The 24,406-nt window shown below is 73.0% G+C and carries 23 protein-coding genes; 12 read left to right on the top strand and 11 right to left on the bottom strand.

What is annotated here, in order from left to right:
• Nucleotides 1-42 precede the first annotated feature (42 nt).
• Nucleotides 43-2,538 (top strand): right-handed parallel beta-helix repeat-containing protein, encoded by a 2,496-nt coding sequence (locus tag ACFXDJ_RS08970; protein WP_384848528.1) that lies wholly within the window; start codon nt 43-45, stop codon nt 2,536-2,538.
• 24 nt (nt 2,539-2,562) lie between these two features.
• Here ACFXDJ_RS08970 and ACFXDJ_RS08965 read toward each other — a convergent pair whose 3' ends face one another.
• Complete coding sequence (locus ACFXDJ_RS08965; RefSeq protein ID WP_384848526.1) at nt 2,563-3,075, bottom strand: GNAT family N-acetyltransferase; 513 nt, start codon at nt 3,073-3,075, stop codon at nt 2,563-2,565.
• 135 nt (nt 3,076-3,210) lie between these two features.
• On the opposite strand from ACFXDJ_RS08965, the gene ACFXDJ_RS08960 reads away from it, so the two are divergent.
• Entirely contained in the window at nt 3,211-3,699 is a 489-nt protein-coding gene (locus tag ACFXDJ_RS08960; protein ID WP_384848523.1) for an SRPBCC family protein, read from the top strand.
• A gap of 53 nt (nt 3,700-3,752) precedes the next feature.
• On the opposite strand, the gene ACFXDJ_RS08955 is transcribed toward ACFXDJ_RS08960, so the two are convergent.
• Together ACFXDJ_RS08955 and ACFXDJ_RS08950 are read right to left on the bottom strand one after the other, a co-directional pair.
• Nucleotides 3,753-4,457, bottom strand: a complete 705-nt coding sequence (locus ACFXDJ_RS08955) for a hypothetical protein (RefSeq protein WP_384848520.1) — start codon at nt 4,455-4,457, stop codon at nt 3,753-3,755.
• Nucleotides 4,458-4,535: 78 nt separating this feature from the next.
• The gene (locus tag ACFXDJ_RS08950) at nt 4,536-5,666 is read right to left on the bottom strand and encodes a PLP-dependent cysteine synthase family protein (protein WP_384653411.1); all 1,131 of its coding nucleotides are present in this window, start codon (nt 5,664-5,666) and stop codon (nt 4,536-4,538) included.
• A gap of 272 nt (nt 5,667-5,938) precedes the next feature.
• On the opposite strand from ACFXDJ_RS08950, the gene ACFXDJ_RS08945 reads away from it, so the two are divergent.
• Nucleotides 5,939-6,550 (top strand): ATP-binding protein, encoded by a 612-nt coding sequence (locus ACFXDJ_RS08945; protein ID WP_384848517.1) that lies wholly within the window; start codon nt 5,939-5,941, stop codon nt 6,548-6,550.
• Between the two features lie 45 nt (nt 6,551-6,595).
• Here the strand turns inward: ACFXDJ_RS08945 and ACFXDJ_RS08940 are convergent, their stop codons facing one another.
• Both ACFXDJ_RS08940 and ACFXDJ_RS08935 read right to left on the bottom strand, forming a co-directional pair.
• On the bottom strand, nt 6,596-7,951 hold the full coding sequence (locus ACFXDJ_RS08940; RefSeq protein ID WP_384653415.1) for an ROK family protein: 1,356 nt from the start codon (nt 7,949-7,951) through the stop codon (nt 6,596-6,598).
• Nucleotides 7,952-7,994: 43 nt separating this feature from the next.
• The gene (locus ACFXDJ_RS08935; RefSeq protein WP_384653417.1) at nt 7,995-8,705 is read right to left on the bottom strand and encodes an alpha-ketoglutarate-dependent dioxygenase AlkB family protein; all 711 of its coding nucleotides are present in this window, start codon (nt 8,703-8,705) and stop codon (nt 7,995-7,997) included.
• A 37-nt stretch (nt 8,706-8,742) separates the two neighbouring features.
• Between ACFXDJ_RS08935 and ACFXDJ_RS08930 the strand changes: the two genes are divergently transcribed.
• Nucleotides 8,743-9,501: a maleylpyruvate isomerase family mycothiol-dependent enzyme gene (locus ACFXDJ_RS08930; protein WP_384653419.1), complete on the top strand. Its 759-nt coding sequence runs from the start codon at nt 8,743-8,745 to the stop codon at nt 9,499-9,501.
• Nucleotides 9,502-9,559: 58 nt separating this feature from the next.
• Nucleotides 9,560-9,817 (top strand): DUF6332 family protein, encoded by a 258-nt coding sequence (locus ACFXDJ_RS08925; RefSeq protein WP_384653421.1) that lies wholly within the window; start codon nt 9,560-9,562, stop codon nt 9,815-9,817.
• 15 nt (nt 9,818-9,832) lie between these two features.
• Here the strand turns inward: ACFXDJ_RS08925 and ACFXDJ_RS08920 are convergent, their stop codons facing one another.
• Both ACFXDJ_RS08920 and ACFXDJ_RS08915 read right to left on the bottom strand, forming a co-directional pair.
• Complete coding sequence (locus tag ACFXDJ_RS08920; protein WP_384653423.1) at nt 9,833-10,807, bottom strand: spherulation-specific family 4 protein; 975 nt, start codon at nt 10,805-10,807, stop codon at nt 9,833-9,835.
• Between the two features lie 140 nt (nt 10,808-10,947).
• Nucleotides 10,948-11,676, bottom strand: a complete 729-nt coding sequence (locus ACFXDJ_RS08915; protein WP_384653425.1) for a TetR/AcrR family transcriptional regulator — start codon at nt 11,674-11,676, stop codon at nt 10,948-10,950.
• Nucleotides 11,677-11,835: 159 nt separating this feature from the next.
• Here ACFXDJ_RS08915 and ACFXDJ_RS08910 point away from each other — a divergent pair, with 159 nt between their 5' ends.
• Nucleotides 11,836-12,294: a nitroreductase/quinone reductase family protein gene (locus tag ACFXDJ_RS08910; protein ID WP_384653427.1), complete on the top strand. Its 459-nt coding sequence runs from the start codon at nt 11,836-11,838 to the stop codon at nt 12,292-12,294.
• A 135-nt stretch (nt 12,295-12,429) separates the two neighbouring features.
• On the opposite strand, the gene ACFXDJ_RS08905 is transcribed toward ACFXDJ_RS08910, so the two are convergent.
• Entirely contained in the window at nt 12,430-13,728 is a 1,299-nt protein-coding gene (locus ACFXDJ_RS08905) for a geranylgeranyl reductase family protein (RefSeq protein ID WP_384653445.1), read from the bottom strand.
• A gap of 288 nt (nt 13,729-14,016) precedes the next feature.
• Here ACFXDJ_RS08905 and ACFXDJ_RS08900 point away from each other — a divergent pair, with 288 nt between their 5' ends.
• Together ACFXDJ_RS08900 and ACFXDJ_RS08895 are read left to right on the top strand one after the other, a co-directional pair.
• Complete coding sequence (locus ACFXDJ_RS08900; RefSeq protein ID WP_384653429.1) at nt 14,017-15,381, top strand: dipeptidase; 1,365 nt, start codon at nt 14,017-14,019, stop codon at nt 15,379-15,381.
• A gap of 85 nt (nt 15,382-15,466) precedes the next feature.
• Nucleotides 15,467-16,213 (top strand): MBL fold metallo-hydrolase, encoded by a 747-nt coding sequence (locus tag ACFXDJ_RS08895; protein WP_384653431.1) that lies wholly within the window; start codon nt 15,467-15,469, stop codon nt 16,211-16,213.
• A gap of 16 nt (nt 16,214-16,229) precedes the next feature.
• Here ACFXDJ_RS08895 and ACFXDJ_RS08890 read toward each other — a convergent pair whose 3' ends face one another.
• Nucleotides 16,230-17,510, bottom strand: coding sequence for a tannase/feruloyl esterase family alpha/beta hydrolase (locus ACFXDJ_RS08890; protein WP_384653433.1), 1,281 nt, complete (start codon nt 17,508-17,510; stop codon nt 16,230-16,232).
• Between the two features lie 203 nt (nt 17,511-17,713).
• On the opposite strand from ACFXDJ_RS08890, the gene ACFXDJ_RS08885 reads away from it, so the two are divergent.
• Complete coding sequence (locus ACFXDJ_RS08885) at nt 17,714-18,799, top strand: sensor histidine kinase (RefSeq protein WP_384653435.1); 1,086 nt, start codon at nt 17,714-17,716, stop codon at nt 18,797-18,799.
• Nucleotides 18,796-19,410, top strand: coding sequence for a response regulator (locus ACFXDJ_RS08880; protein WP_384653437.1), 615 nt, complete (start codon nt 18,796-18,798; stop codon nt 19,408-19,410). The genes ACFXDJ_RS08885 and ACFXDJ_RS08880 overlap by 4 nt, the downstream gene beginning before the upstream one ends.
• An 86-nt stretch (nt 19,411-19,496) precedes the next feature.
• Here ACFXDJ_RS08880 and ACFXDJ_RS08875 read toward each other — a convergent pair whose 3' ends face one another.
• Nucleotides 19,497-20,537, bottom strand: a complete 1,041-nt coding sequence (locus tag ACFXDJ_RS08875) for an NUDIX domain-containing protein (protein WP_384653439.1) — start codon at nt 20,535-20,537, stop codon at nt 19,497-19,499.
• Nucleotides 20,538-20,730: 193 nt separating this feature from the next.
• Between ACFXDJ_RS08875 and ACFXDJ_RS08870 the strand changes: the two genes are divergently transcribed.
• Nucleotides 20,731-21,720, top strand: coding sequence for a LacI family DNA-binding transcriptional regulator (locus ACFXDJ_RS08870; RefSeq protein ID WP_384653447.1), 990 nt, complete (start codon nt 20,731-20,733; stop codon nt 21,718-21,720).
• On the opposite strand, the gene ACFXDJ_RS08865 is transcribed toward ACFXDJ_RS08870, so the two are convergent.
• The gene (locus tag ACFXDJ_RS08865; RefSeq protein WP_384653441.1) at nt 21,710-21,904 is read right to left on the bottom strand and encodes a hypothetical protein; all 195 of its coding nucleotides are present in this window, start codon (nt 21,902-21,904) and stop codon (nt 21,710-21,712) included. The genes ACFXDJ_RS08870 and ACFXDJ_RS08865 overlap by 11 nt on opposite strands.
• Nucleotides 21,905-22,060: 156 nt before the next feature.
• On the opposite strand from ACFXDJ_RS08865, the gene ACFXDJ_RS08860 reads away from it, so the two are divergent.
• Nucleotides 22,061-24,406 (top strand): PQQ-binding-like beta-propeller repeat protein (locus ACFXDJ_RS08860; RefSeq protein ID WP_384848514.1); only part of this gene is annotated, 2,346 nt, incomplete at its 3' end.

Genomic DNA, 24,406 nt, shown 5'->3' with positions numbered 1-24,406 from the left:
CAACGGAACACGCGAACACGAGGGTGGGGGCACGACAGCACCATGGCTCAGGGCACGGTCCAGGTGACGCACGGCGGGTCTTCGCGGTGGCGGCGCCGCTCCGGTGAGTATCCGACGCTGACCGCCGCGCTGGCCGTGGCGGGTGACGGGGACGTCCTGTCCATCGCCCCCGGCACCTACCGGGAGAACCTGGTGCTCCACCACGCGGTGACCCTGCGCGGTCCGGAGGGCGCGGTGGGCTCGGTGCGGATCGCTCCGCTCGACGGGGTCGCGCTGACCGTCCGCGCCTCGGCCGTGGTCCAGGACCTGCACCTGGAGGGCCAGGACCGGACGGCACCCGCGCTGCTCGTCGAGGACGGCTCCCCCGAGCTCACCGACCTGCGGGTGAGCACCCGGTCCGCGGCCGGCATCGAGGTCCGCGGCAGCGGGGCCCGGCCGCTGGTGCGCCGCTGCACGGTGGAGAATCCGGCCGGGGTCGGGATCGCCGTACTGGACGGCGGTGGCGGGGTGTTCGAAGAGTGCGAGGTCGTGGCCGCCGGGCAGGCCGGGGTCTCGGTGCGCGGCGGCGGCCGCCCCCGGCTGGAGCGCTGCCGGATCCACCACGCCACGGGCGCGGGCATCGGGGTGACCGGCGAGGGTTCGGGCCTGGAGGCGCTGGGCTGCGAGGTCTACGAGATCAAGGGCGCCGGCGTGCAGATCGCCGCGCGGGCCAGCGCGGTGCTCACCGACTGCTCGGTCCACCGCACCTCCGCCGACGGGGTCACCCTCGACACGGACGCCGTGCTCACCCTCGCCGGCTGCGACATCCACGACATCCCGGAGAACGCGGTGGACCTGCGCTCCCGGTCGGTGCTCACGCTCAGCCGCACCACCGTGCGCCGCTTCGGCCGCAACGGCCTGTCCGTGTGGGATCCGGGCACCCGGGTGATCGCCGAGTCCTGCGAGATCCACGACAGCACGGGCGACTATCCCGCCGTCTGGATCAGCGACGGCGCCAGCGCCTCACTGGACTCCTGCCGGGTCCACGACGTGCCGGACGCGCTGTTCGTCCTGGACCGGGGTTCGCGCGCCGATGTCGTCGACAGCGACCTCTCCCAGGTGCGCAACACCGCGGTCTCGGTGAGCGACGGGGCGACGGCCCAGCTGGACGACTGCCGGATCCGGGAAGCCGCGACCGGGGCCTGGTTCCGCGACCACGGCAGCGGCGGCACCCTCGCCAACTGCACCATCGACTCCGTCCAGACCGGTGTGATCGTCACCAAGGGCGCCGATCCGGTACTGGAGCGGTGCACGGTCACCTCCCCCGCCGAGGCCGGGTTCTACGTGTCGGCGGGCGGCCGCGGCACCTTCACGGCGTGCCGGGTCACGGGCAGCTCCGGCTTCGGGTTCCACGTGATCGACGGCTGCCGCACCACCTTGAGCCGCTGCCACACCGAGCGCTCGGCGCGCGGGGGTTACGAGTTCGCGGAGGACGGCCCGGTCGCCGAGGACTGCACGAGCGACGAGTCGGGGCCGCGGCTCGCCGCCCAATCGGCCTCGGGGGCGGCCGCGACCGGGGAGCGCGCGGGGATCCGTACGGTCACGGCCGCGCAGAGCCCCGTAGCGCAGTGGTCCGCGGCGGATCGGGTGCCGGCCCCGCGCCCGGCCGACGAGCCGGACCCGGCCACCGACGGACCTGCCCCGGCCGGGCGGGGCTCCGGCGAGGTCCTCGGGCAGCTCGACGCGCTGGTGGGGCTGGACAGCGTCAAGCGCGAGGTCCGCGCGCTCACCGACATGATCGAGGTGGGCCGGCGGCGGCAGCAGGCGGGCCTCAAGGCCGCCTCCGTCCGCCGCCATCTGGTCTTCACCGGCTCCCCCGGCACCGGCAAGACCACCGTGGCCCGGCTCTACGGGGAGATCCTGGCCTCCCTCGGCGTGCTGGAGCGCGGCCACCTGGTGGAGGTCTCCCGGGTGGACCTGGTCGGCGAGCACATCGGGTCCACGGCGATCCGCACCCAGGAGGCCTTCGACCGGGCGCGCGGCGGGGTGCTGTTCATCGACGAGGCGTACGCGCTGGCGCCCGAGGACTCGGGCCGCGACTTCGGGCGCGAGGCGATCGACACCCTGGTGAAGCTGATGGAGGACCACCGGGACGCGGTGGTGGTGATCGTCGCCGGATACACGGCCGAGATGGACCGCTTCCTGACCGTCAACCCGGGCGTCGCCTCGCGCTTCTCCCGGACCATCACCTTCGGGGACTACGGGCCGGAGGAACTGCTGCGGATCGTGGAGCAGCAGACGGAGGAGCACGAGTACCGGCTCGGGGAGAAGACCTCCGAGGCGCTGCTGGCGTACTTCACCGATCTGCCCAAGGGTCCGGCCTTCGGCAACGGCCGCACCGCCCGCCAGACCTTCGAGTCGATGGTCGAACGGCACGCGGGGCGGGTGGCGCAGCTGTCGGAGCCGAGTACGGACGATCTCACCCTGCTGTTCCCGGCGGACCTGCCGGAGTTGCCGCTGGTGCCGGTGGTGCCGGTGGTGCCGGCACCGTCGGTCTGACGGGAGGGGGCTTCCGCCCACCGCTCACAGGTCCCGGCGCATGCACACCCGGGGCCAGCGGTCGAGGCCGTGTCCGGCCTCCCGGTCGCGGATCTCGCGCAGTCCGGGCCCCAGGGCGCTCTCGCCGAGGGTGCGGAAGCCGCAGCGGACGTAGTAAGGGGCGTTCCACGGGACGTCGGTGAAGGTGGTGAGCGTCAGCGCGGGGACGGATTCCGCGGCGGCCCGCCCCGCGAGGTGTTCCAGCAGGGCGCGCCCGATGCGGCGGCGGGCGCTGTCCGGATGCACCGAAACCTGCTCGACGTGGAGGTTCCCGTCCACCCGGTCGGCGACGAGATAGCCGACCGGTGTGCCCTTGCCCGTCCCGTCGGCCGCGACCCAGGCCAGCCCGGCCTGCCGGTAGCCGAGGAGTTCATCGAGCGGGAGCGGTTCGTCGTCGGCGATCTCCGGCATGCCGATGGCCCGGAAGCATTCACCGGCGGCCCTCTCGATGTCCTGGAGGAGGGGCAGTTCGTCGATGTGCGCTGCTCTGATAAGCATGCACGCATTGTCCAGGTTGTCGCCGGGTCCGGGAAACGGGTATGCCACCCCGCCGGCGGACATCTGACGGCCCGCCAGCTAGGGTGACTGCCTCACCTTCGCGCCGCACGCCCCACCGACCTTGGGAGTACCGCCATGACTCGCCGACTCCGCCCGGTAGGGCTGGATTTCCTCGAAGACGCCCCGGTCCGCCTGTCCTTCACCGCCCGGAGCACTGCGGGGCCCGAGGCCGTGTACCGGGCGCTGGCCGAGGAGGTCGAGGGCTGGTCGAGCTGGTTCAGGGCGGTCACCCTGGCCCGGCCCACGCAGGGCGGCGCGGGGCGCGAGATCAGGCTGATGGGCGGGGTCCGCTTCCAGGAGACGATCATGGCCGCGGATCCGGAGCAGCGCTACGCGTACCGGGTCGACGAGACCAACGTCCCCGGCGTACGTGCCCTGCTGGAGGACTGGCGCCTCACCCCCGCCGGCACCGGCACGCACATCCGGTGGACCTTCACCGCGGACGGCCCGGCCGCCTTCCGCTTCGCCCTCGCCGCCGCCCGTCCGGGCCTCGGGCACTCCTTCCGCACGGCGGTCCGCACCCTGGACCGCCGGCTGGCGGATCGGCGCGGAGCGGATCAGTAGGCGGCCGGAAGAGGGCCGGTGGGCGGCCGGAAGGAGGCCGGCCCTGTCACGGATCAGATCGCGGGATGCCTCACGGCGAGGTCTCCGTAGCCGCCCGCCGACCAGACGCGGACCCGGAACTCCTGGAGGCTCATGGCCCGTTCGCCGGAGAAGTGGACCGTGCCGCACCGGTCGCAGTACCAGGCTTCGGACCAGACCCGGTCGGCGGCCGCCCGGCCCGGTTCGGTCCGGCGCCGCCAGGCCCGCAGGGCCCGGCCGGACAGGGCCATGAGGAGGACGCCGATCACCAGCGCGGTGCCGGAGATCCAGCCCAGGTAGGCCCCGGAGGTGACGCCGAGCGAGGATCCGTCGGACGCGGTCCCGGGGACGAACCGCACCGCCGTCTCGGTGTCGAACCACTTGCCCTCGATCGCGCCCCACACGAAGGCTCCGACCGCCACCAGGAGGAGCACCGCCCCCCAACATCCCATATTGGAGTCCGGTTCGGTCGGGGCGACGGAGAGGGCCTTGCTCAGTGCGGAGTTCTCCTGGCGGGTCGTGGTCTTCGCGTCCTCGCCGCTGCCGGTCTCCTCCTTGAGCTCGGCCTTGGCCCGGAGGTACGCGGCGGCCACGCCCCGCACCCGGTCCTCCCGGCCGCACCGGGGGCAGGCCAACGACCCGCCCCCGCCCGCGCCTTCGCGACCGCCGCCGCCGACACCGCCGCCCCCCGTACCGCTGCCGGCGCCGCCGGTCCCCGCGCCGTCCACGATCTCCGCCATGGCTCCCCGCCCCTCGCCGCACCCAAAGTCCGCACAGCGTAACCACCTTGGATCAACCCGGGCCAGGGCCACGGGCCGTCAGGCGGCGGGCTCGGTCCACACCCCGGTCGCCAGGAGGGTGTCGATCGTCTCCAGGTACGGGGCGACGTCGAGACCCTGCCCCGCCAGCCACTCGTCGGAGTAGTACTTGTCGAGGTAGCGGTCGCCCGGGTCGCAGAGCAGGGTGACGACGCTGCCCGTGCGGCCCTCCGCCACCATCTCCGAGATGATCTTCAACGCGCTCCACACGCCGGTGCCGGTGGAACCGCCCGCCTTGCGGCCGATCGCGGCCTCCAGCGCGCGGCACGCCGCGACGCTCGCCGCGTCCGGGACCCTCATCATCCGGTCGATGGCGCCGGGGACGAAGCTCGGCTCCATGCGGGGCCTGCCGATGCCCTCGATGCGCGATCCGCAATCGCTGGTCGCGTGCGGGTCGTTGTTCGTCCAGCCGTCGAAGAAGCAGGAGTTCTCCGGGTCCGGGACGCAGATGCGGGTGTCGTGCTGCATGTAGTGCACGTAGCGCGCGATGGTCGCGGAGGTGCCGCCGGTGCCGGCCGTGGCCACGATCCACGCGGGCTCGGGGAACCGCTCCAGGCGCAGCTGCTGGTAAATCGATTCTGCGATGTTGTTGTTGCCGCGCCAGTCCGTCGCCCGCTCCGCGTACGTGAACTGGTCCATGTAGTGTCCGCCGGTCCGCGCCGCGAGCTCCGCCGACTCCTCGTACATCTTCATCGAGTCGTCGATGAAGTGGCATTCGCCGCCGTGGAACTCGATGAGCCGGCACTTCTCGGGGCTCGTCGTACGCGGCATCACCGCGATGAACGGGACGCCGATCAGCTTGGCGAAGTAGGCCTCCGAGACCGCCGTGGAACCGGACGAGGCCTCGATGACGGGGCGGCCGGGGCGGATCCAGCCGTTGCAGAGGGCGTAGAGGAACAGGGAACGGGCGAGGCGGTGCTTGAGCGAGCCCGTCGGGTGGGTGGACTCGTCCTTGAGGTAGAGGTCGATGCCCCAGGCCTCGGGGAGCGGGAAGCGCAGCAGGTGGGTGTCGGCGGAGCGGTTGGCGTCCGCCTGCACCTTGCGGACGGCTTCCTTCAGCCAGGCGCGGTAGTCCGCGTCACTGCGGTCGACGTCGATGGTCGTGGCAGTCGTACCGGTGGTGGTGCTCATGCGCCGTGCTCCTTCGTATGTCCCGATGTCCCGAGTGCTCGGCGGGCGCCCGGCCCGCGTCTCGTGTGCATCACATGCCTCTTGCGCAGCGTGCGTCTCTCCGCTCCCGCATTCGCAATGTACCCCCCTCACCTGCACAAACAGTCGCTTTGGGTATCCATGCGAATCACTTTCGATCGCGTTCGGTTGCACGCGGGCCCACAGTGGGTGACCCTGGGGAGGCGTCACCGAGGGTGCAGCACCCGTAACACTGATGTCGGGGAGTCGCAGCCGTGATCAGTCATTCCCGCAGGCACTGCGTCGTCGAACTGCAGGCCTTGCCCTTGCGGATCGGACAGATCCGCCGAATCGTTTCCGCGCAGTTGCGCCACTGGCAGCTCGATCCGCTCATAGACCGGGCTGCGCTCGGCGTGACGGAACTGCTCAGCAACGTCCACCGCCACGCGCAGCCGGACAAGACCTGCACGGTCGAGATCGAGTTCCGCCTCGGCCGCCTGACCGTCTCGGTCTACGACAGCGATCCCCGCCTGCCCGTCCTGCGGGCGACGGCCGGGGCCGGGGCCGAGGCCCAGGCCGACAACACCGACGCCGGCGCCGGGGAGGTCTGGGAGGCCGACGCGCTGGAGACCTCCGGACGCGGTCTCGCGCTCGTGGCGGCCGTCAGCGAAGCGTGGGGGGCCCGGCACCGGGCCGACACCCCGGGCAAGCTGGTGTGGTTCTCCCTGCGCGCCGCACCGGACCCGGCGGCTCTGACGCCCCGTCCGGCGCACCTGGCCGAGAAGCCCGTACGGAGCCTTGCCCCGGCCCCGTCCGCCGCCGTTCCCCCCGAGCCCGTGTCCGCGGGCCTGCCGGTGGCCGCCTCGGTCGGCGTCCGGCCCGGGTAGGGCTCCGGCCGGCCGTCGGAGCCCGCCCCAGGCGCCGCGCGGGTGTCAGGCCGCCGCCCCCAGGGCCCCGAGCGGGTCGTCCAGGACCGGCTGCCACGCCAGCTCGGCGGCTCCGACCAGGCTGTTGTGGTCGAGCGTGCAGGGCAGGATCGGCACGCCTCCGCTGCGCCCCCACAGGCTGCGGTCCGCGACCACCGCGCGCAGCCGCTCGGGATCGGCGTGGAGCAGCTCGCGGTGGAGCCCGCCGAGGATGATCCGGTCCGGGTTCAGGATGTTCACGAGCCCGGCGAGGCCCAGGCCGAGCCGGTCGATGAGCTCCTCGGTGGCCGCCCGCACCCCGGGCTCCGCGTACTCCTCGCGCAGCAGGTCCCGGGCCTGCTGGAGCAGCGACACCTCGGGGCCGGGGGTGCGCCCGGCCGCGGTGAGGAAGGCCAGCGGGTCGGCTTCCACGTCGAGACAGCCGCGGCTGCCGCAGTGGCAGGGGCGCCCCTCCGGATTCACGGTGAGGTGGCCGACTTCCAGGGCCAGGCCCGAACTCCCGCTGTGCAGGCGGCCGTCCAGCACGAGCGCGCCGCCGACCCCGCGGTGGCCGGTGGCCACGCACAGCAGGTGCTGCGCGCTGCGGCCCGCGCCGTGCCGGTGCTCCGCGAGCGCGGCGAGGTTGACGTCGTTGCCGGTCAGCGCCGGTCCGTCGATCCCGGCGGCCTTCACGCACTCGGCGAAGATGGCCCGTACGGGAGAGCCCGCCGGCCACGCCAGGTGCAGTGGGTTCAGCGCCGTGCCCTCCGGCTCCGCGACCGCCGAGGGCACCGCGAGGCCGGCGCCCACGCAGCGCCGCCCGGTCTCCGCGAGCAGCGCGGCGCCCGCTTCGACGACCGCGCGGAGCACCTGCGCCGGGTCGGCCGAGACCGGCACCCGGCCGGGGGCGGTGGCCACGATCCGGCCGCCGAGACCGACCAGGGCGGCCCGGAACCCGTCCGAGTGCACCTGCGCGGCGAGCGCCACCGGGCCGTTCTCGTCCACGGAGAGCCGGTGCGAGGGACGGCCCTGGGCTCCGCCGGCCCCGCCGGGGCGGGAGTCGACCCGGATCAGGCCGAGCGCCTCCAACTCGGCGGCCACCGCTCCGGCGGTGGCGCGGGTGACGCCGAGCTCGGCCGTCAGGACCGCGCGGGTCGGGGCCCGACCGGTGTGGACGAGCTCCAGCGCCGGCCCGAGCGCGCCGCGGCCCCGCTCCAGCTTGGTTCGCGCGGAGCCGGTGGGCGCGGAGCCGGTCGGCGCGGCCGTCGTGGTGGGCCCGGTGGCAGCCGACGCGGCGGCCCCTTCGATCCCGTCGGTCCCCTCGGTCCCGGCGGACACCGTGGTCACATCCCCCACCCGCGGCGGGGCCCCGTTGCCGTTCATGACAGCGATCCTCGCACGACCGGAGCCCCGCGAACGCCCGGTGTTAGCCGAGCCCGCCGACCCGGAGTGTGATGTTCAGCCGCCCGGTCAGCCCGAGTCCGGGCGGGGCGGTGCCGGGCAGGACCTTCGGCACCCCGTGATAGGCCCGTCGGACCGGTCCGCCGAAGACGAACAGATCGCCGCTGCGCAGCTCAACGTCCTGATACGGACGCCCGCGCGAGGCCGTGTTGCCGAAGCGGAAGAGGCAGGAATCACCCAGGCTGAGCGAGACGACCGGGGCCGGGGAACGCTCCTCGGCGTCGCGGTGCATGCCCATGCGGGAGTCGCCCGCGTAGAAGTTGACCAGGGCGATGTCGTACACGGCGGGCCCGGACCCGGGCCCTGACCCGGACCCGCTCCCGTCATCGAGGCTCCGCGTGTCCCCGTAGGCGGCGGCCACCGCCTCCCGCCCCAGCCGCGCGAGCCAGTCGGGCATCGGCTTGACCGGGTTCCCGTCCCCGTCCACGGCGGTGGGGGCGTACCCGTACGGATACCAGTGCAGCCCCAGGCACACCTGCCGGGCGGTCATCGTCCCCCCGCCCGGGGTGTGCACGGTGCGCAGCCCGGCGGGCGGTCTGGCCCAGGAGCGGCAGGCGTCCAGCAACTCCCGCTGCCGTGAGGGACCGAGCCAGTCGGGCACGTGCACGGCGCCCGGGACGATCTCGGTGCGCTCGCGCGGGACGAGCGGGAAGAGCGGGAAGAGTTCGCCGTCCATGGAGTCCATTGTGCGTCCCGGCTGGCAAACTCCGGATATGGAGATCATCGAACATGTGAAGACCCTGGCCCGCGAGGGGGAGCTGCTCGCCTCCTCCGCCGAACGGGCGGGTACGGACGCCCCGGTGCCGACCTGTCCCCAGTGGGACGTCGCCGATCTGCTGCGGCACACCGGTTCGGTGCACCGCTGGGCGGCCGGTTACATCAGGGAGGGTCTGGCGGAGCGGGCGCCGTTCCCGGACGCACCGGACATGGCGGGCGCGGAGCTGCTGGCCTGGTTCCGCGAGGGCCACACCGCGCTGGTGCGGACGCTGAGCGAAGCTCCGGCCGACGTGGACTGCTGGACCTTCCTACCGACGGCGCCGCCGTCGCCGCTGGCGTTCTGGGCGCGCCGCCAGGCCCATGAGACCACCGTCCACCGGCTGGACGCGGAGGCGGCGCTGGGGGCGGCATTCGGGCCGGTGGAGCCCCTGTTCGCGGCCGACGGGGTGGACGAGCTGCTGACCGGCTTCCACGCGCGGCCCACGAGCCGGGTGCGGACGGCGGAGCCGCGGGTGATGCGGGTGCGGGCGTCGGACACGGGCGCGGTGTGGAACGTACACCTGTCGCAGGACCCGGCCCGCACGGTGCGGGGCGGGGCCGACGGCGGGACCGACGGCGAGGCGGCCGACTGCACGCTGACCGGCGAGGCGGCCTGGCTGTACACGGCGCTCTGGAACCGGCTGCCGCTGACCGGGCCGGGCGTGACCGGCGACGCGGAGCTGGCACGGCTCTGGGCGGACGAGGCCGGGATCTGACGCGACGCCGGGCGGGGCGCCCTTGTGGCGGGGCGCGGGGCGCTGTGACACTGCGGGCATGGGGCGACGCAGCCAGGCGGACCGGGACGCGATCACCATCGAGATCGCCTACGCGTTCATCAGCGGCTCCTTCGCGGCCGCCCTCACCTTCGCCGCGGTCTACGGCGGCCCCGCCCTGGCCTTCGACCTCTCCCCCACCACCGCGCGGATCCTCGCGATGGTGGGCGGCACCCTGGCCGGAACGGTGTTCCTGGTCAGGGTCACGCACCTCTTGTGGCGCTTCTCCCGACCCCCGGAGAACGACGACCGCAAGTAGGGCACGTCACGGTGCTCAGCCGAGGGAGGACGCGTACGTGGTCTGGGCGCGGTACTTCCAACTGGGCTGCGCGTTCCACGGGTTCGGCATCTCCGCGCTGGTGGCGTACGCGTAGCCCGCACCCCTCTCGAAGGCCGTACGGAGCGTGGCGCGCATCGCGGGGGCGTCCGGGACGTCGTGGACCAGGTGCCAGAACGCCGTTCCGCTCGGGTCGAGTTCGGCGCCCGCGCGATAGCCGGTGAGGTCGTTGAACACGTTGCCGCCGAGCCAGCCGCCGCCCGTGTAGGCCGCGTACGTGTCCTCGTACGTGACGAAGACGTCGGCCGTGCGGTGGCCCGGCTCCAGGTAGCAGTCGGCGATGGCGGTGCCGGGGTTGTTGACGACCAGCTCGGGGGCGTTGGGGGCAATGGCCTCCATGGTGTCCTGGACGTAGCGGCGGAGCTCCGCGTAGCGGTCGCGGAGGGCGTTGGCGGGGCCGCAGTCGCGGCTGACGACGTCGAAGAAGATGCCGTCCACGTGGAGGCGTCCGTCCGCGCCGTCGACGGGCTTCAGATAGTTGTCCACGGAGGCCTTGACGGCGGCGAGGTCCCGGTTGCCGTGGTCGGTGTGGACGTACCCGAGCACCTTGGTCTTCTCGCCGGTGGCGGTGGTACCGGAGCGCAGGGCGTCGGCCCGGGCCTGCCAGGGGGCGTCGAACGGGGAGTCGCCGTTGCCGGGGTTGAGGACGACGACGGAGGCGGCCGGGCCGGTGGCGGTGAGGTCGGCCAGCATCGGGTCGTCTGCCCAGACGTACGCCGGGACGGCTATCTCCAGGCCCCGGACCCCGGGTATCCGGGGAGTCGGGGTCACGGCGGGGGCCACGGCGGGATTGGGGCCCGCGGCGGACGCGGAGACCGGGCCCGAGGTCGCCGAGGCGGTGACGGCGGGCGCCGGTGCGGCCACTAACAGGGTGGCGACGACGGCGTACAAGGCCTTCGCGGCGCGGGTCATGACTGCTCCTCGGGCGACGGCGGGGAGGCCGGGGACGGCGGGGGCGCAACCCGAGGAACACTAGACGGGAGGCCGGGCACGCCAGGCCGGAATCCTCCGCTTCGGTATGAGGAACTGACAAGCGAACTTTCGCCTCGCCCTCACACGACGGGCAGCCCCACCCCGTGCGCCAACTGGCCGGCGGCGTGCGTGAAGAACGCGTCGCGGTCCTCTACGACGCGGTTGAACTGGCCGAACAGCTCGAAGGAGACGAGCCCGACGAGCTGCGCCCAGGAAGCGACCAGGGCGGCGGTGACCTCCGGGGGCAGGCCTTCGGCGAAGTCCTCGGTCATCCGGACGGCTTCGGGGCGCAGCTCGGCGGGGAGCGGCGGGAGTGCGAGGCCGCGGCCCTCGTAGGCGGCGCGGAGGATGCCGATGAGGGCGTTGCCGACGCGGGAGGCGGGGCCGACGGTGTCTTCGGGGGCGCTGTAGCCGGGAACGGGGGAACCGTAGATCAGCGCGTACTCGTGCGGGTGCTCCAGCGCCCAGGCGCGGACCGCCTCGCAGACCGCGATCCAGCGGGCGCGGGGAGTGCCGCCGGCGGCGGCCGTGCCGGCGGCGGCTCCGGCGGCGGCGAGCGCACGGGCGTCGGCCGCCTCCGCGGCGGCGCCGACGCTGTTGTAGGCGTCGACGATGAGCGCGGTGAGCAGATCGTCGCGGCTGGGGAAGTAGCGGTAGAGGGCGGAGGAGACCATGCCCAGCTCGCGCGCGACGGCGCGCAGCGAGAGCTTGGCCGCGCCCTCGGCCGCGAGCGCGCGGCGCGCCTCGTCCTTGATGGCGGCGGTGACTTCGATGCGGGCCCGTTCCCTGGCCCCTCGCACGGTGCTCATGGAGGTCAGTGTGGCACGCAGGTAGAGCAGTGCCCAAAAAAGGGAGCACCGATCCATTCAGAGAGCACTGCTCTTGCTTTGGATCGGCGCTCCGTGCACACTGATCTCAAGCGAGAGCAGTGCTCTCGCAACCTTCTCCTCGACGCCCTGGAGGCTGCCATGAACACGCCCACGCCCTACTACATCCAGGGCAGCCCCCTCGGCATCCGCTTCAACGCCCTCCTCGGCAGGCTCGCCCGCCTCGGCATCAGCCTGGCCGGCACGGCGGAGCTGTCGGTGCGCGGCCGCACGTCCGGCCGGATGCAGCGGATCCCGGTGAACCCGTACACGCAGGACGGCGTGCAGTACCTGGTCTCGGCCCGCGGCCACTCCCAGTGGGTGCGCAACATGCGCGCCGCCGGCGGCGGTGAGCTCCGCCTGGGCCGCAAGGTCAGCACCTTCACCGCCACGGAGCTCACCGACCCCGCCGAGCAGGCCGTGGTCCTGCGCGGGTACCTGAAGAAGTGGGGCTGGGAGGTCAACCGGTTCTTCGCCGGCGTCACCGTGAACTCCCCCGAGGCCGAGCTCCGGGCCGCCGCCCCCGACCACCCGGTCTTCCGCATCACGGTCACCCGCTGACCCGGCGTCGCCCCGGAAAACGCTCCGGAAAACACGGCGACGGCCTCGCCGGGACATCCGGCAAGACCGCCACATCGCGCGGCTCCACACGCCCGCTCCCCCACCGGGAAGCGGGCCCGGGCCCCGGCGCCGGTGTCAGCCCTGGGATCCGCCGGGCTCGGCGTCCGAGGTCTCGCCCTGCGCCGCCCCCGGCTTCGCACCACCCTGACCCGGGCCCTGCACCTGACCCGGGCCCTGCACCTGGCCCTCACCCCGGCTGCGCGCCTGCCTGGCGTCGAGCAGGTGCAACGCCTTGCGCGCCAGCGGGTACGTACGCACCATGTCGGCCAGCGTCATCGATCCCCGGGTGATCCGCGCGAAGGCCAGCCAGGCCGGCCGGAGGCCCGTGATGGCCGCGTGCAGCATGCCCGGCTTGGACTCGAAGACGGTGAGCATCCGCTTGCCGACGCCCATCTCCACGCCCAGTCCGGCCTTGACCGCGAAGGCGTAGTTGAGCGCCTGACGGCGCGCGTCCACCGCGTCCTGGGCCTCGGAGATCTTCACCGCCCACTCACCGGCGAGCCGCCCCGAGCGCAGCGCGAAGGAGATGCCCTCCCGGGTCCACGGCTCCAGCAGCCCGGCCGCGTCGCCCGCGACCAGCACCCGGCCGCGCGAGAGCGGCGATCCGGGCTTGCGGCAGCGGGTCAAGTGACCGGAGGAGATCGCCGGTTCGAAGCCGGACAGGCCCAGCCGGGCGATGAAGTCGTCCAGGTACCGCTTGGTCGCGGCGCCTTCGCCCTTCGCCGAGATGACTCCGACCGTGAGGGTGTCGCCCTTGGGGAACACCCAGCCGTAACTGCCCGGCATCGGGCCCCAGTCGATGAGGACCCGGCCCTTCCAGTCTTCGGCGACCGTGTCCGGCACGGGGATCTCCGCCTCCAGACCGAGGTCCACCTGATCCATCTCGACCCCGACGTGCGCGCCGATCCGGCTCGCGCTGCCGTCCGCGCCGACCACGGCCCGCGCCAGCACGGTCTCGCCGTCGGAGAGCACCACGGCGACGGTGCGCCGGTCGGGCACGGAGGCCCCGTGCTGTTCCACCCGCGATACGGCCGTACCCGTACGGACGGTCGCGCCGGCCTTCTCCGCCTCGGCGACCAGCGCCGCGTCGAACTCGGGACGGTTGATCAGCCCGAACAGCATCTGCTTCGAGCGCCGAGTCCGGGTGAACTTCCCGTCGAGCGAGAAGGTGACCGCGTGGATGCGGTCCTTGAGGGGCAGCACGAATCCCGGGGGAAGGGCGTCGCGCGAGGGACCGATGATGCCACCGCCGCACGTCTTGTACCTGGGCAGTTCGGCCTTCTCCAGCAGCAGGACGCGCCGCCCGGCGGTGGCCGCCGCATGTGCGGCCGAAGACCCGGCGGGTCCCGCCCCGACCACGATCACGTCCCACACCTCGCCGGTCCCCCCGGCCGTCTCCGCGTCCGCCCCCTGAGCGGCCTGCCCTGCTGCCGCGTCGCGTACGTCGCCGCTGTCGCTCTCGTCGCTGCTCACGATGTGCTGCTGCTCCTGATCCTGCGGTTCATGCCATTGCTCCGATGCCGGGGAAATCCTACGGCGCGAGCCGGGTCGCCCCGCTGTGCGAGGATCGGCACTGTCTTTTGCCGTAACCCGCATACGCCCACCCCGCGGCTGCGGGAGGCGTACACGTACACCAACGTCGCACCCAGTAGGAGCGTGCCCATGTCTTCGCACCCGATCGCCGAAACCATCGCCTCGCTGATGCCCCGCGCCAAGCAGGAGCTGTCCGAGCTTGTGGCTTTCCAGTCGGTGGCGGACTGGGCGCAGTTCCCCAAGAGCGAGAGCGAGGCCGCGGCCAACTGGGTGGCCGACGCGCTGCGCGCCGAGGGCTTCCAGGACGTGGCCCTCCTCGACACCCCCGACGGCACCCAGTCCGTCTACGGCTTCCTGGCCGGTCCGGCGGGCGCGCCGACCGTGCTCCTGTACGCGCACTACGACGTGCAGCCTCCGTTGGACGAAGCGGCCTGGATCTCCCCCGCCTTCGAGCTGACCGAGCGCGACGGCCGCTGGTACGGGCGCGGCTCGGCGGACTGCAAGGGCGGGTTCATCATGCACCTGCTCGCGCTGCGCGCCCTGAAGGCCAACGGCGGTGTGCCGGTGAGCGTGAAGGTGATCGTGGAGGGCTCGGAGGAGCAGGGCACGGGCGGTCTGCAGCAGTACGCGACGGCCCACCCCGAGCTGCTGACCGCGGACACCATCGTGATCGGCGACGCGGGCAACTTCCGTACGGGCCTGCCGACGGTCACGGCGACCCTGCGCGGGATGACCCTACTGAAGGTCAAGATCGACACCCTGGGCGGCAACCTGCACTCCGGCATGTTCGGCGGGGCGGCCCCCGACGCGCTGGCCGCCCTGATCCAGGTGCTGGCCTCGCTGCGCGCGGCGGACGGTTCGACCACGGTGGACGGGCTCGCCTCGGACGCGGTGTGGGAGGGGCTCCAGTACCCGGAGGCCGACTTCCGTGCCGACGCGAAGGTGCTCGACGGTGTCGAGCTCATCGGCGAGGGCACCATCGCGGACCGCCTCTGGGCCCGGCCCGCGGTTACCGTGCTGGGGATCGACTGCCCGCCGGTGGTCGGCGCGACCCCGTCGGTGCACGCGAGCGCGGGCGCGCTGATCAGCCTGCGGGTGCCGCCGGGCGTGGACACCGCGGACGCGATCAAGCTGCTGGAGGCGCACATGGTGGCGCACACCCCGTGGAAGGCGCGCCTGGAGCTCGAAATCGTGGGCCAGGGCCAGCCGTTCCAGGCGGACACCGACAGCCCGGCGTACGCGTCGATGGCGGAGGCCATGAAGGTGGCGTACCCGGGCCAGGAGATGCAGATCAGCGGAATGGGCGGATCGATCCCGCTGTGCAACACGCTGACCTCCCTCTACCCGGAGGCCGAGATGCTGCTGATCGGCCTGAGCGAGCCGGAGGCGCAGATCCACGCCGTGAACGAGAGCGTCTCCCCGGAGGAGCTGGAGCGCCTCTCGGTCACCGAGGCGCTGTTCCTCGTCAACTACGCGGAGTCCAAGCGCGCCTGACGGCCGCCCGGCGCTCCGCTACGGGCGAACCCCGCTCTCGGCGTATCTCGGCCGGGAGCGGGGTCACCCCGATTACGTTCGGATGATGGATCTTGTCGAAGTCATCCCCGAACGGCTCCACATGCTCCGCTTCCCCATTGGCCAGGCCTACCTCTGGCGCGACGGAGCGGACCTGACCCTGATCGACGCGGGCCACGCCGAGTCGGCGGCCGCCATCGAGACGGCGATACGCTCCCTCGGGCTGCGCCCCGAGCGGCTGCAGCGGATCGTGCTGACCCACTGCCACCGCGACCACATCGGCGCGGCGGGCGAACTCGCCGCCCGCTGGGGCGCGGAGGTACTGGCGCACCAGCTGGACGCGCCAATCATCCGCGGAGACCTCCCGGTGCCGGAGCCGGTGCTCCTGGAGTGGGAACGGCCGCTGTACGCACACGGCCTGACGGTCCCGGCGGCCCCGCCGACCCGGGTGGACCGGGAACTGGCGGACGGCGAGGTGCTCCCCTTCGGCGGCGGCGCCGTCGTCGTCCACGCCCCGGGTCACACACCGGGCAGCATCGGCATCCATCTCCCTTCGCACGGCGTACTGTTCACCGGCGACTGCGTCGCCGGGGTCGGCCAGGTGATGCTGGGCGTCTTCAACGTGGACCGCGCCGAAGCCATCGCGACCTTCGGCCGGCTGGCCTCCCTGTCCCCGTCCGTGGCCTGCTTCGGCCACGGCGACCCCCTCACCTCCGACACGGCCGCCGTCCTCCTCGCGGCGGCCGAGGCAGCGGCGGCGGCCGAGCCGGCTCCGGAAGCGGAGCCGTCCTCCGCGTCCGGCCACTCGGGCTGACGGCTTCCCCGGCGGCTCAGCCCTGACTGGGCTGCTTGCCCCGCGTCCAGGCTTCGAGCTGACCGAAGGCCTCGACGAACGAGGGCAGCATGGGCCGCAGGTTCTGCTCGTCTATGGGCACCAAGCCATCGGTGTGGGTACCGCCGGGAACCTTTATGTAGCGGTGGAGGTTGCCGCGGCCGGCATCGGTGACCATGCGGTCGTACACATCACCGAAGGTCGCGGGCGGGGTGAGGGCATCGAGGGTGCCCTGGATGCTGATCAGGGGCTTCTGTATCCGCCCGGTCAACGAGACCCGCACCACCGCGCGGTGGACGGCCCGGGGCCGGGAGGCGAAATCGTAGTCGGCGTCGCAGCCCGCCCCGCTGCCCGCGGCGCAGAACGGCGTCCCTCCCTCGGTGGCGCCGTCATATCCGGGGTCGAGTTCCTCGCGCACCGTCCGCTGGAGCGAGTCCCACAGGTTGGTGTACTGGTATCCCCAGAGCTTCTCGGAGCCCGCGGGGTACCCCGCCGCGATGATCGCGTCATGGGCGGCCTTGTCTCCCTTCGCGGCACTGGGGTAGGCGCGCAGGGCCGGTGGGAGGGTGGTGAGCAGGCTGCCCTCGGAGGTGAACGTGAGGGCGTTCCAGTCGATGCCGCCCGTGTACAGCGAGGCGTAGTGCTCCAGTTGCCAGCGGACCAGGTACCCGCCGGCCGAGAGGCCCGCGGCGTACGTCTGGCTCGGGGTGCGCCCGTACCTCTGGTTCGTCACCTTCTTCGCGGCGACGGTCAGTTCGGCCATGCGGCGGTGCCATTCCATGATTGCGTCGCCCGGCCGCTCGCCGTCCTTGTATATCTCGGCCCCGGTGTTGCCCTTGTCGGTGGCGGCGTACGCGTACCCCTTGGCGAGGACCTGGTCGCTGATGATCCGGTCATTGGCGTACTGCTCGCGGGTGCCGGGCGGGCCCGCGACCACCAGTCCGCCGTTCCAGTGGTCGGGCAGCCGGATGACGAACTGCGCGTCGTGGTTCCAGCCGTGGTTGGTGTTGGTGGTGGAGGTATCGGGGAAGTACCCGTCTATCTGGATCCCCGGGACGCCCGACGGAGTGACCGTCCTGGGCGCTTCGAGTCCCGCCCAGTCCTTGGGATCGGTGTGTCCGGTGGGGATGGTCCCCGTGGTGGTCAGATCCGCGAGGCGCGCGGTGACCGTGTACTCGGCTCCGGGGACCCTCAGGTCGGCGGGGGCCGACCGGGCCGCCGCGGGAGCCGTCAGAGCGGTCGCGAGCAGCAAGGGTGCGATGGCCAGGCTGCGCAGCATGGGGGTCTCTCTTCCTCGAGTTGTGGTGACCCTCGAAATGTAGGAATCGCAGGTCACCCCGAGTAAGTGCGAGTCGGCCAGGCCTCGGCGGCCAAAGGGCACATGACCTCTGGCCAACCCTCGAACTCCCTGTCCACAGGCCGCCGGAACGCCCCCGCCCGCCGCGTACGCTGCACCGAAACGCACGATGTGAAGGAGGAGCGATGCCACGCCCGGTGCCTTGGATTCCCACCGTTCTGTACGGGGCGGTGCTGCTCGGCGGTGTCTACTACTCCGCGATCGGCCCCGGCCCGGACGGCCGGACGGCCGGATTCGCGGCCGTCCTCGGGCTGCTGGTGGCGCTCGACCTCCGCGAGCGCGGCATCGCGCCCCGGTCGGTCTTCGCCGTCAGGACCGGCCTGTTGTGCGGGGTGGCGGCACTGGACGTCTCCGGGCTCTCGCGGATCCTGTTCGTCCTCGTCCCGTTCCTCGGGTACTTCGCCTTCGGCCCCACCGCGGCCATCGTTCTCGGCGTCGGCTGCGTGCTCCTGCTGGCGGGCGCGTTCACCCTGTGGATTCCGCACTGGCAGGTCGAGGCCGCCTACATCTCGGACCTGCTGATGTTCGCCCTGGGTGTCGTGCTGGCCGTCGCGATGGCCGCGGTGGCCGTCCGCGAACAGCGGGCCCGGGCCCGGCTGGAGGGCACCCTCGCGCAGGTGGCGGAGCTGTCGGCGGCCCGTGAGCGCAACCGGCTCGCCCGCGAGATACACGACAGCCTGGGCCACCATCTGACGGCGATAGGGATCCAGTTGGAGAAGGCCGAGGCCTTCGCCGCCCTGGACCCGGACGGTTCCGCGCGGGCCGTGTCCAGCGCCCGCTGGTCGGCGGGCCGCGCCCTGGACGAAGTACGGGCCTCCGTGCGCACCTTGGGTCCCGAGTCGGAGTCCGAGCCGCCCGGGCTCTCGCGGGCGCTGGCCGATCTCGTCCACCACCTCGACGGCGGGGAGCGCCGGATCTCCCTCGACATGTCCGGCACCGAACGCCGGCCCCTGCTGGTGCTCTACCGGGCCGTCCAGGAGGGTCTGACCAACGCCTGCCGGCATTCGGGCGCCACCGAGATAGACGTGGCGGTCTCCTACGACGACCGCGGGGCCCGGCTGCGCCTCGCGGACAACGGCACCGGATTCGGCGGATCGGCCGAGGGCTTCGGGCTCGCGGGGCTGCGCGAACGGGTCCGCCTCGCCGACGGGACGGTCGACATAGACACTTCGGCGTCCGGAACGGTCCTCACGGTCGGAGTCCCCTGGTGAACGTACGCGTCTATGTGGTCGACGACCAGGACCTGGTCCGGGAGGGCATCACCGCGCTGCTCGGCATCCAGCCGGGCATCGAGGTGGTCGGCAGCGCCCGCGACGGAGAGCAGGCCGTCGAGGAAGCGCCGGACTTCCTCCCGGACGTGGTGCTGATGGACGTCCGCATGCCCCGCCTCGACGGCGTCGCCGCCACCGCGGTGCTGCGCCGCCGGCTGCCCACGTGCAAGATCGTGATGCTGACGACCTTCAACGACGACGAGTACGTCAGCCGGGCCCTGAAGGCGGGCGCGGTCGGCTACCTCCTCAAGAACCTGCCCGCCGCCGAGCTGGCGCAGGCCGTCCGCCTCGCCCACGCGGGGGTCGCCCAGTTCGACCAGACGGTGATCGCCGGCCTGGCCGCGGGCCTCCCCGTCCCGGACACCCTCACCCCCCGCGAGACGGAAGTCCTGCGCCTCATCTCCGCGGGCGCCACGAACAAGGAGATCGCCTCCCGCCTCTACCTCAGCGAAGGCACCGTCAAGAACCACATCTCCCGCGTCCTGACCCGCCTGGGCCTGCGCGACCGCACCCAGGCCGCGCTGTACGCCCGCGACAACGGACTGATCTGAAATGGACCGGCCCGGACCGCGCAAGGGGACGCGAACCCGGGCCCGCGTCCTCCCCCGCGATCCGGTGGACCCTTCCGGTCACGCCACTAGGGGACCGCCCGCCCCGCCTCCAGGTACACCGCGCGTCCCCGCTCCCGGGCCTTCAGCGCCCACCTCAGCCGCTCGTACCGGACCTCCGGCAGGAGCCCGGCCGCCTCCTCCTCCGTCACGAACCGCCATGCCCGCAGCTCCGGCCCCGGCAGCCGCAGCCGCCCGACCTCCGCCGACGGCAGCCGGCCGCCGTCGAACAGGAAGCGCAGTCCCCCGTACCCCGCCGGAGGTCCGGGGGCCTCCCAGTCCACGACCAGCAGTTCCGGCGGTCGGGCCAGGACGAGCCCCAGCTCCTCCTCGACCTCCCGCATGCCCGCGCACGCCGGCGCCTCGCCCGCCTCGACGACGCCCCCCGGGAACTCCCATCCCGCCTTGTACGTGGGATCCACCAGTAGCACCCGGTCCGCGTCGTCGAAGAGCAGCACCCCGGCGGCCACCGTCTCCCGCGTCGGCTGCGGCGTCTGCACGATGTCGCAGACCCGGGCCGCGTCGGTGCGTACGGCTTCGGCGATCCGCTCCGCCGTCTCCCGTACCGTCAGCACGCCGTTGTCGACCACGTGCGCGTCGGCCGTCAGCCAGCCCAGCGCGTGCTGATAGGCGGGTATGTGCTCGTACGCCCACTGCCGGTCCCGGGGGTCCCCGTCCTGTCCGGCCCGGCTTTCTTCCCGGGTCGCGATCCGCTCCCGAAGGATCGTTTCCTCCGGAGCCAGCAGCACGTGCCGCACCGCGATCCTGCGCGCCGCGAGCCCGCCGAAGATCTCGTCCCGGTACTCCTGCCTCAGCAGGGTCATCGGAACCACCAGCACCCCGCCCACCTCCGCGAGCATCGCCGCCGCCGTGTCCACGACGAGCCGCCGCCAGCTCGGCAGGTCCTGGTAGTCGGAGACCTCCGCGAGTCGCTTGCGCGGCAGGAGCACCCGTAGCGCGTCACCGATGAACTCCGGGTCGAACAGGGTGCTGTCCGGCAGGAGCCCGGTCAGTTCACGGGCCGTGCTGCTCTTCCCGGCGCCGAAGGTGCCGTTGATCCAGACAATCACGTCTACCCCTCTCCCGATGCCCCCAGTGGCTTGCCCGCACCACCCTGCCACGGAAACCCCGCCGTCCCCGCGAGTGCTTATCCTCAAGGTCAGGGCCTCGCAGCTCCGCCAGACCGCCCACCGTCCCGGAGGCTTCGTCACCGTGCCCCACACCCGCCGCCCCTCCGAACCCCGCTACGGCAACCGGCCGACCATGAAGGACGTGGCGGCTCGGGCCGGCGTGGGCCTCAAGACGGTGTCCCGGGTGGTCAACGGCGAGCCGGGGGTCACCCCGGACACCGAGAAGCGGGTCCAGGACGCCATCGACGCCCTGGGTTTCCGGCGCAACGACAGCGCCCGCGTGCTCCGCAAGGGCCGTACCGCCACCGTCGGCCTGGTCCTGGAGGACCTCGCCGACCCCTTCTACGGTCCGCTCAACCGGGCCGTCGAGGAGGTGGCCCGCGCGCACGGCGCTCTGCTCATCAACGGCTCCAGCGCCGAGGACCCGGACCGCGAGCGGGAGTTGGCGCTCGCGCTGTGCGCCCGCCGGGTGGACGGCCTCATCGTGATCCCGGCCGGGGACGACCACCGCTATCTGGAGCCGGAGATCCGGGCCGGGGTGGCCACGGTGTTCGTGGACCGCCCGGCGGGCCGGATCGACGCGGACGTCGTCCTGTCCGACAACTTCGGCGGCGCCCGGGACGGGGTGGCCCACCTGATCGCGGCCGGTCACCGCCGGATCGGATTCATCGGCGACCACCCGCGCATCCACACGGCCACCGAGCGGCTACGGGGCTACCGCGCGGCCATGGAGACCGCCGGCCTGCCGGTCGCCGGATCGTGGGTCTCGCTCGGCGCGACGGCCCCGGACCGCGTCTCGGCCGCCGCCCACACCATGCTCTCCGGCCCCGAACCCGTCACGGCGGTCTTCGCCGGCAACAACCGCGTGACGGTCACGGTCGTACGGGTCCTCGCGGCCCGGCCGCTCCCCGTGGCGCTGGTCGGCTTCGACGACTTCGAACTCGCCGATCTGCTGAGCCCCGGCATCACCGTGGTCGCCCAGGACGCGGCGGCCCTGGGCCGGGTGGCCACAGACCGCCTCTTCCAGCGCCTCGCGGGCGCCGCCCTCCCCCCGTCCCGCATCGAACTCCCGAACCGGCTCATCGCCCGCGGCTCGGGCGAACTCCCGCCGGTCACCGGATGAGCGACCGCAGCCCGGGCACGGCCCCGCCGGCGGCGGTGAGCCCGGCGAGGACGGACAGGGCCGGGGGGACCCCGCCGAGGTAGCTCAGCCCGCCGGTGACGAGGCCGGCGAACAGGGCGCCGAGGAGCACGACGGCGGCGTGCAGGGTCAGGAAGGACGGCTCGGTGTCCGAAGGTGTGGTCATGCCCCGATTGCACCGCCCTTCGTGCCCGCGCGCCGCCCGCACCGAACGACCCGGACCGCCTCCGAACACCGCCGGACACCAGCGCTGACCGGCGCTGTTCCGCGCTGTTCGGGATTGTCCGACGGAGCGCCCGGCACGGCCCTAACCTGTGCGGTGATGGACAGCGTGCGTGCATTCAGCGAAGAACTGGAGTCGTTCGCGGCGGACTTGCGCCGACTGCGACTCGACCGGGGCAAGCCGTCGTACCGCGAACTGGCCGCGCGTGCGGCGAAGTCCCAGACCGGCATCCGGCTTCCCGTGTCCACCCAGAGCGACGCGTTCCGCGGGGACCGCCTTCCCGGCCTGGACCGCCTCATGGGCCTGGTCCGAATCCTCCACTCGTACGACGAGTTCGGGCAGGAGCGGCCCGTCCCTCCCCACAACTCCCCCGAGCTGGAGCCCTGGCGGCGCCGCTGGCGCGAACTGGCCGCCCTGGATCCGGTCCGGCGCTCTCCGACACCTGGGCCCCTCACGACCCGGCGAGCCCCCGCTTCGGGGCCTTCACCCGCTCCCGCCGGCGGGACCGGCTTCGTCGTGGCCCACGTGCTCACCACTTGGGCGGACAACAACTGGTGTGCGGCGTTCTCGCCCGACGGCCGGATCCTCGCCGTGTCCGGGGTGAACGAGGAGGACGCAGCGGTCCAACTGTGGGATCCCGTCCTCGGAGTCCCCGTCGGCTTACTCGAAGGCGGATGCGCTGCCGTCGCATTGGCGTTCTCCCCCAGCGGGCGCCTCCTGGCTGTCGGAGACGACGACGGCACGGTCACCCTGTGGGATACCGAGACACTTGAGCAGTCAGGGCCGCTCATGCTCGGCCACGAAGGCTACATCGACGTGGTCGCTTTCGCGGCGGACGGCCGGACACTGGTGACTGCCGATGACGATGTCGTCCGCCGGTGGGACACGGCGACCGGAGAGCCCGCCGGATCACCTCTCATCTGCGAGATCAAGGCGATGTTCTGTCGCGCCGACGGCGGCATCCTGGCCGCGCTCAGGACCAAACACACGCTACGCCTATGTGATCTGACGACCGGTGCGAGCATCGGCAAGCCCCTCATCGAGAAGGTCACCGAGACCGAGGCCATCGGGGCCGCATTCTCCGCCGACGGCGCCCTGCTGGCCACGACCTTCAGGGAAGAGACCCTGCTGTGGGACACCGCGACCGCCACCGTCGCGTACAAGCTGCCCGAAGCGGCCCGCCACGGGGACACCGTGGCCTTCTCCCAGGACGGCCGCCTGCTGGCCACCATGCGCGACCGCGGCACCGTACGCCTGTGGGACCCTTCGACCGGTACCCTCCTGGCCCCGCCCCTGGCGGGGCACAAGGGCCCTTTCGACCGGTTGGCCATATCCCCCGACGGCCGAATGCTCGCCGTCTGCGGCGAGGCCGACACCCTGGTGGTGTACCACGACGAGCCGTACGCGGCGCCCTTGCCTCCTACGCCGCTCGCGGCACGAGCCCTCGCATCCGCCTTGCGCACGCATCAGGCCGTGGCTCTGCCTGCCCTGTCGACGGAGAGCGGAGTCGCTCTGCGCGGGCTGGCCTTCTCGCCGGACGGCACCCGTCTCCTGGTCCGAACCAAAGACGGCCGGATCCTCACCTGGGACCCGGCGGCACGCGTCCGGCTGCCCGAGTCCCTGCCCGCGCCGACCGGTCTGGCCCCCTGGGGGCTGGACTTCCCCGCCGATGGCGGGCCGGCCAGGCTGTGGACCCCGGTCGGGCCGCCCGACCGTCCCGAGTCCCTGGTACAGCACGTCGCGTTCCGCGCCGCTGCCCGGCAGGCGGCCGTGATCGGGGCGGAGGGGCAGGTACTGGTCCTTGACTGGTCCGACGGCCGGGGGGCCGCCGCACGCGTTCCGGACCGGGTGTCGGACGTGTTCGCCCTCGCCGCCGCTCGGAACGGGGGCATGCTGGCCGCCGCCATGGGCGAGCGGGTGGTGTTGTGGGATCCGGCCGCCTCGGAAGGGTCCGACCTGGAGCTGGAGGCCCATTTGAGCACCGTCGGCGCCATGACCTTCTCCCCGGACGGCCGTCTGCTGGCGACCGGCGATGCCGACGGACACATCATGCTGTGGGACGTGAGCACCCCCACGGCCCCCGCGCGCCACCTCTCCGGACACACCGGCCCGGTGTACGACCTGGCGTTCTCCCCGCAGGGGCACCGGCTCGCCAGCGCGGGCGCGGACGGCACCGTGCAGCTGTGGGAGCCCGCCACGGGCAAGGCCGCCACCGGCCTGCCGTTGACCGGTCACAGCGGAGCCGTCCGCGGTGTCGCCTTCTCCCCCGACGCGAGCCTGCTGGCCGCTTCCGGGGACGACGGCACCCTGCGCTGCTGGCTCCTGCCGACTCCGCACACGCCGGCGGGGGGGGGCGCGCGTGCGGGGCGGCCGGGGCGCGGGGGGGGGCGTGGAACGGGGGCGGCCGCGGGCCGGGACGAGGGCCGGGGGGGTGATGGGGGGTGC

Origin of the sequence: Streptomyces sp. NPDC059443, assembly GCF_042750105.1 — a bacterium.
Taxonomy (GTDB): domain Bacteria; phylum Actinomycetota; class Actinomycetes; order Streptomycetales; family Streptomycetaceae; genus Streptomyces.
Note: the sequence above shows the minus strand (reverse complement) of the source record. Positions and strands in the feature narration are given on the sequence as shown.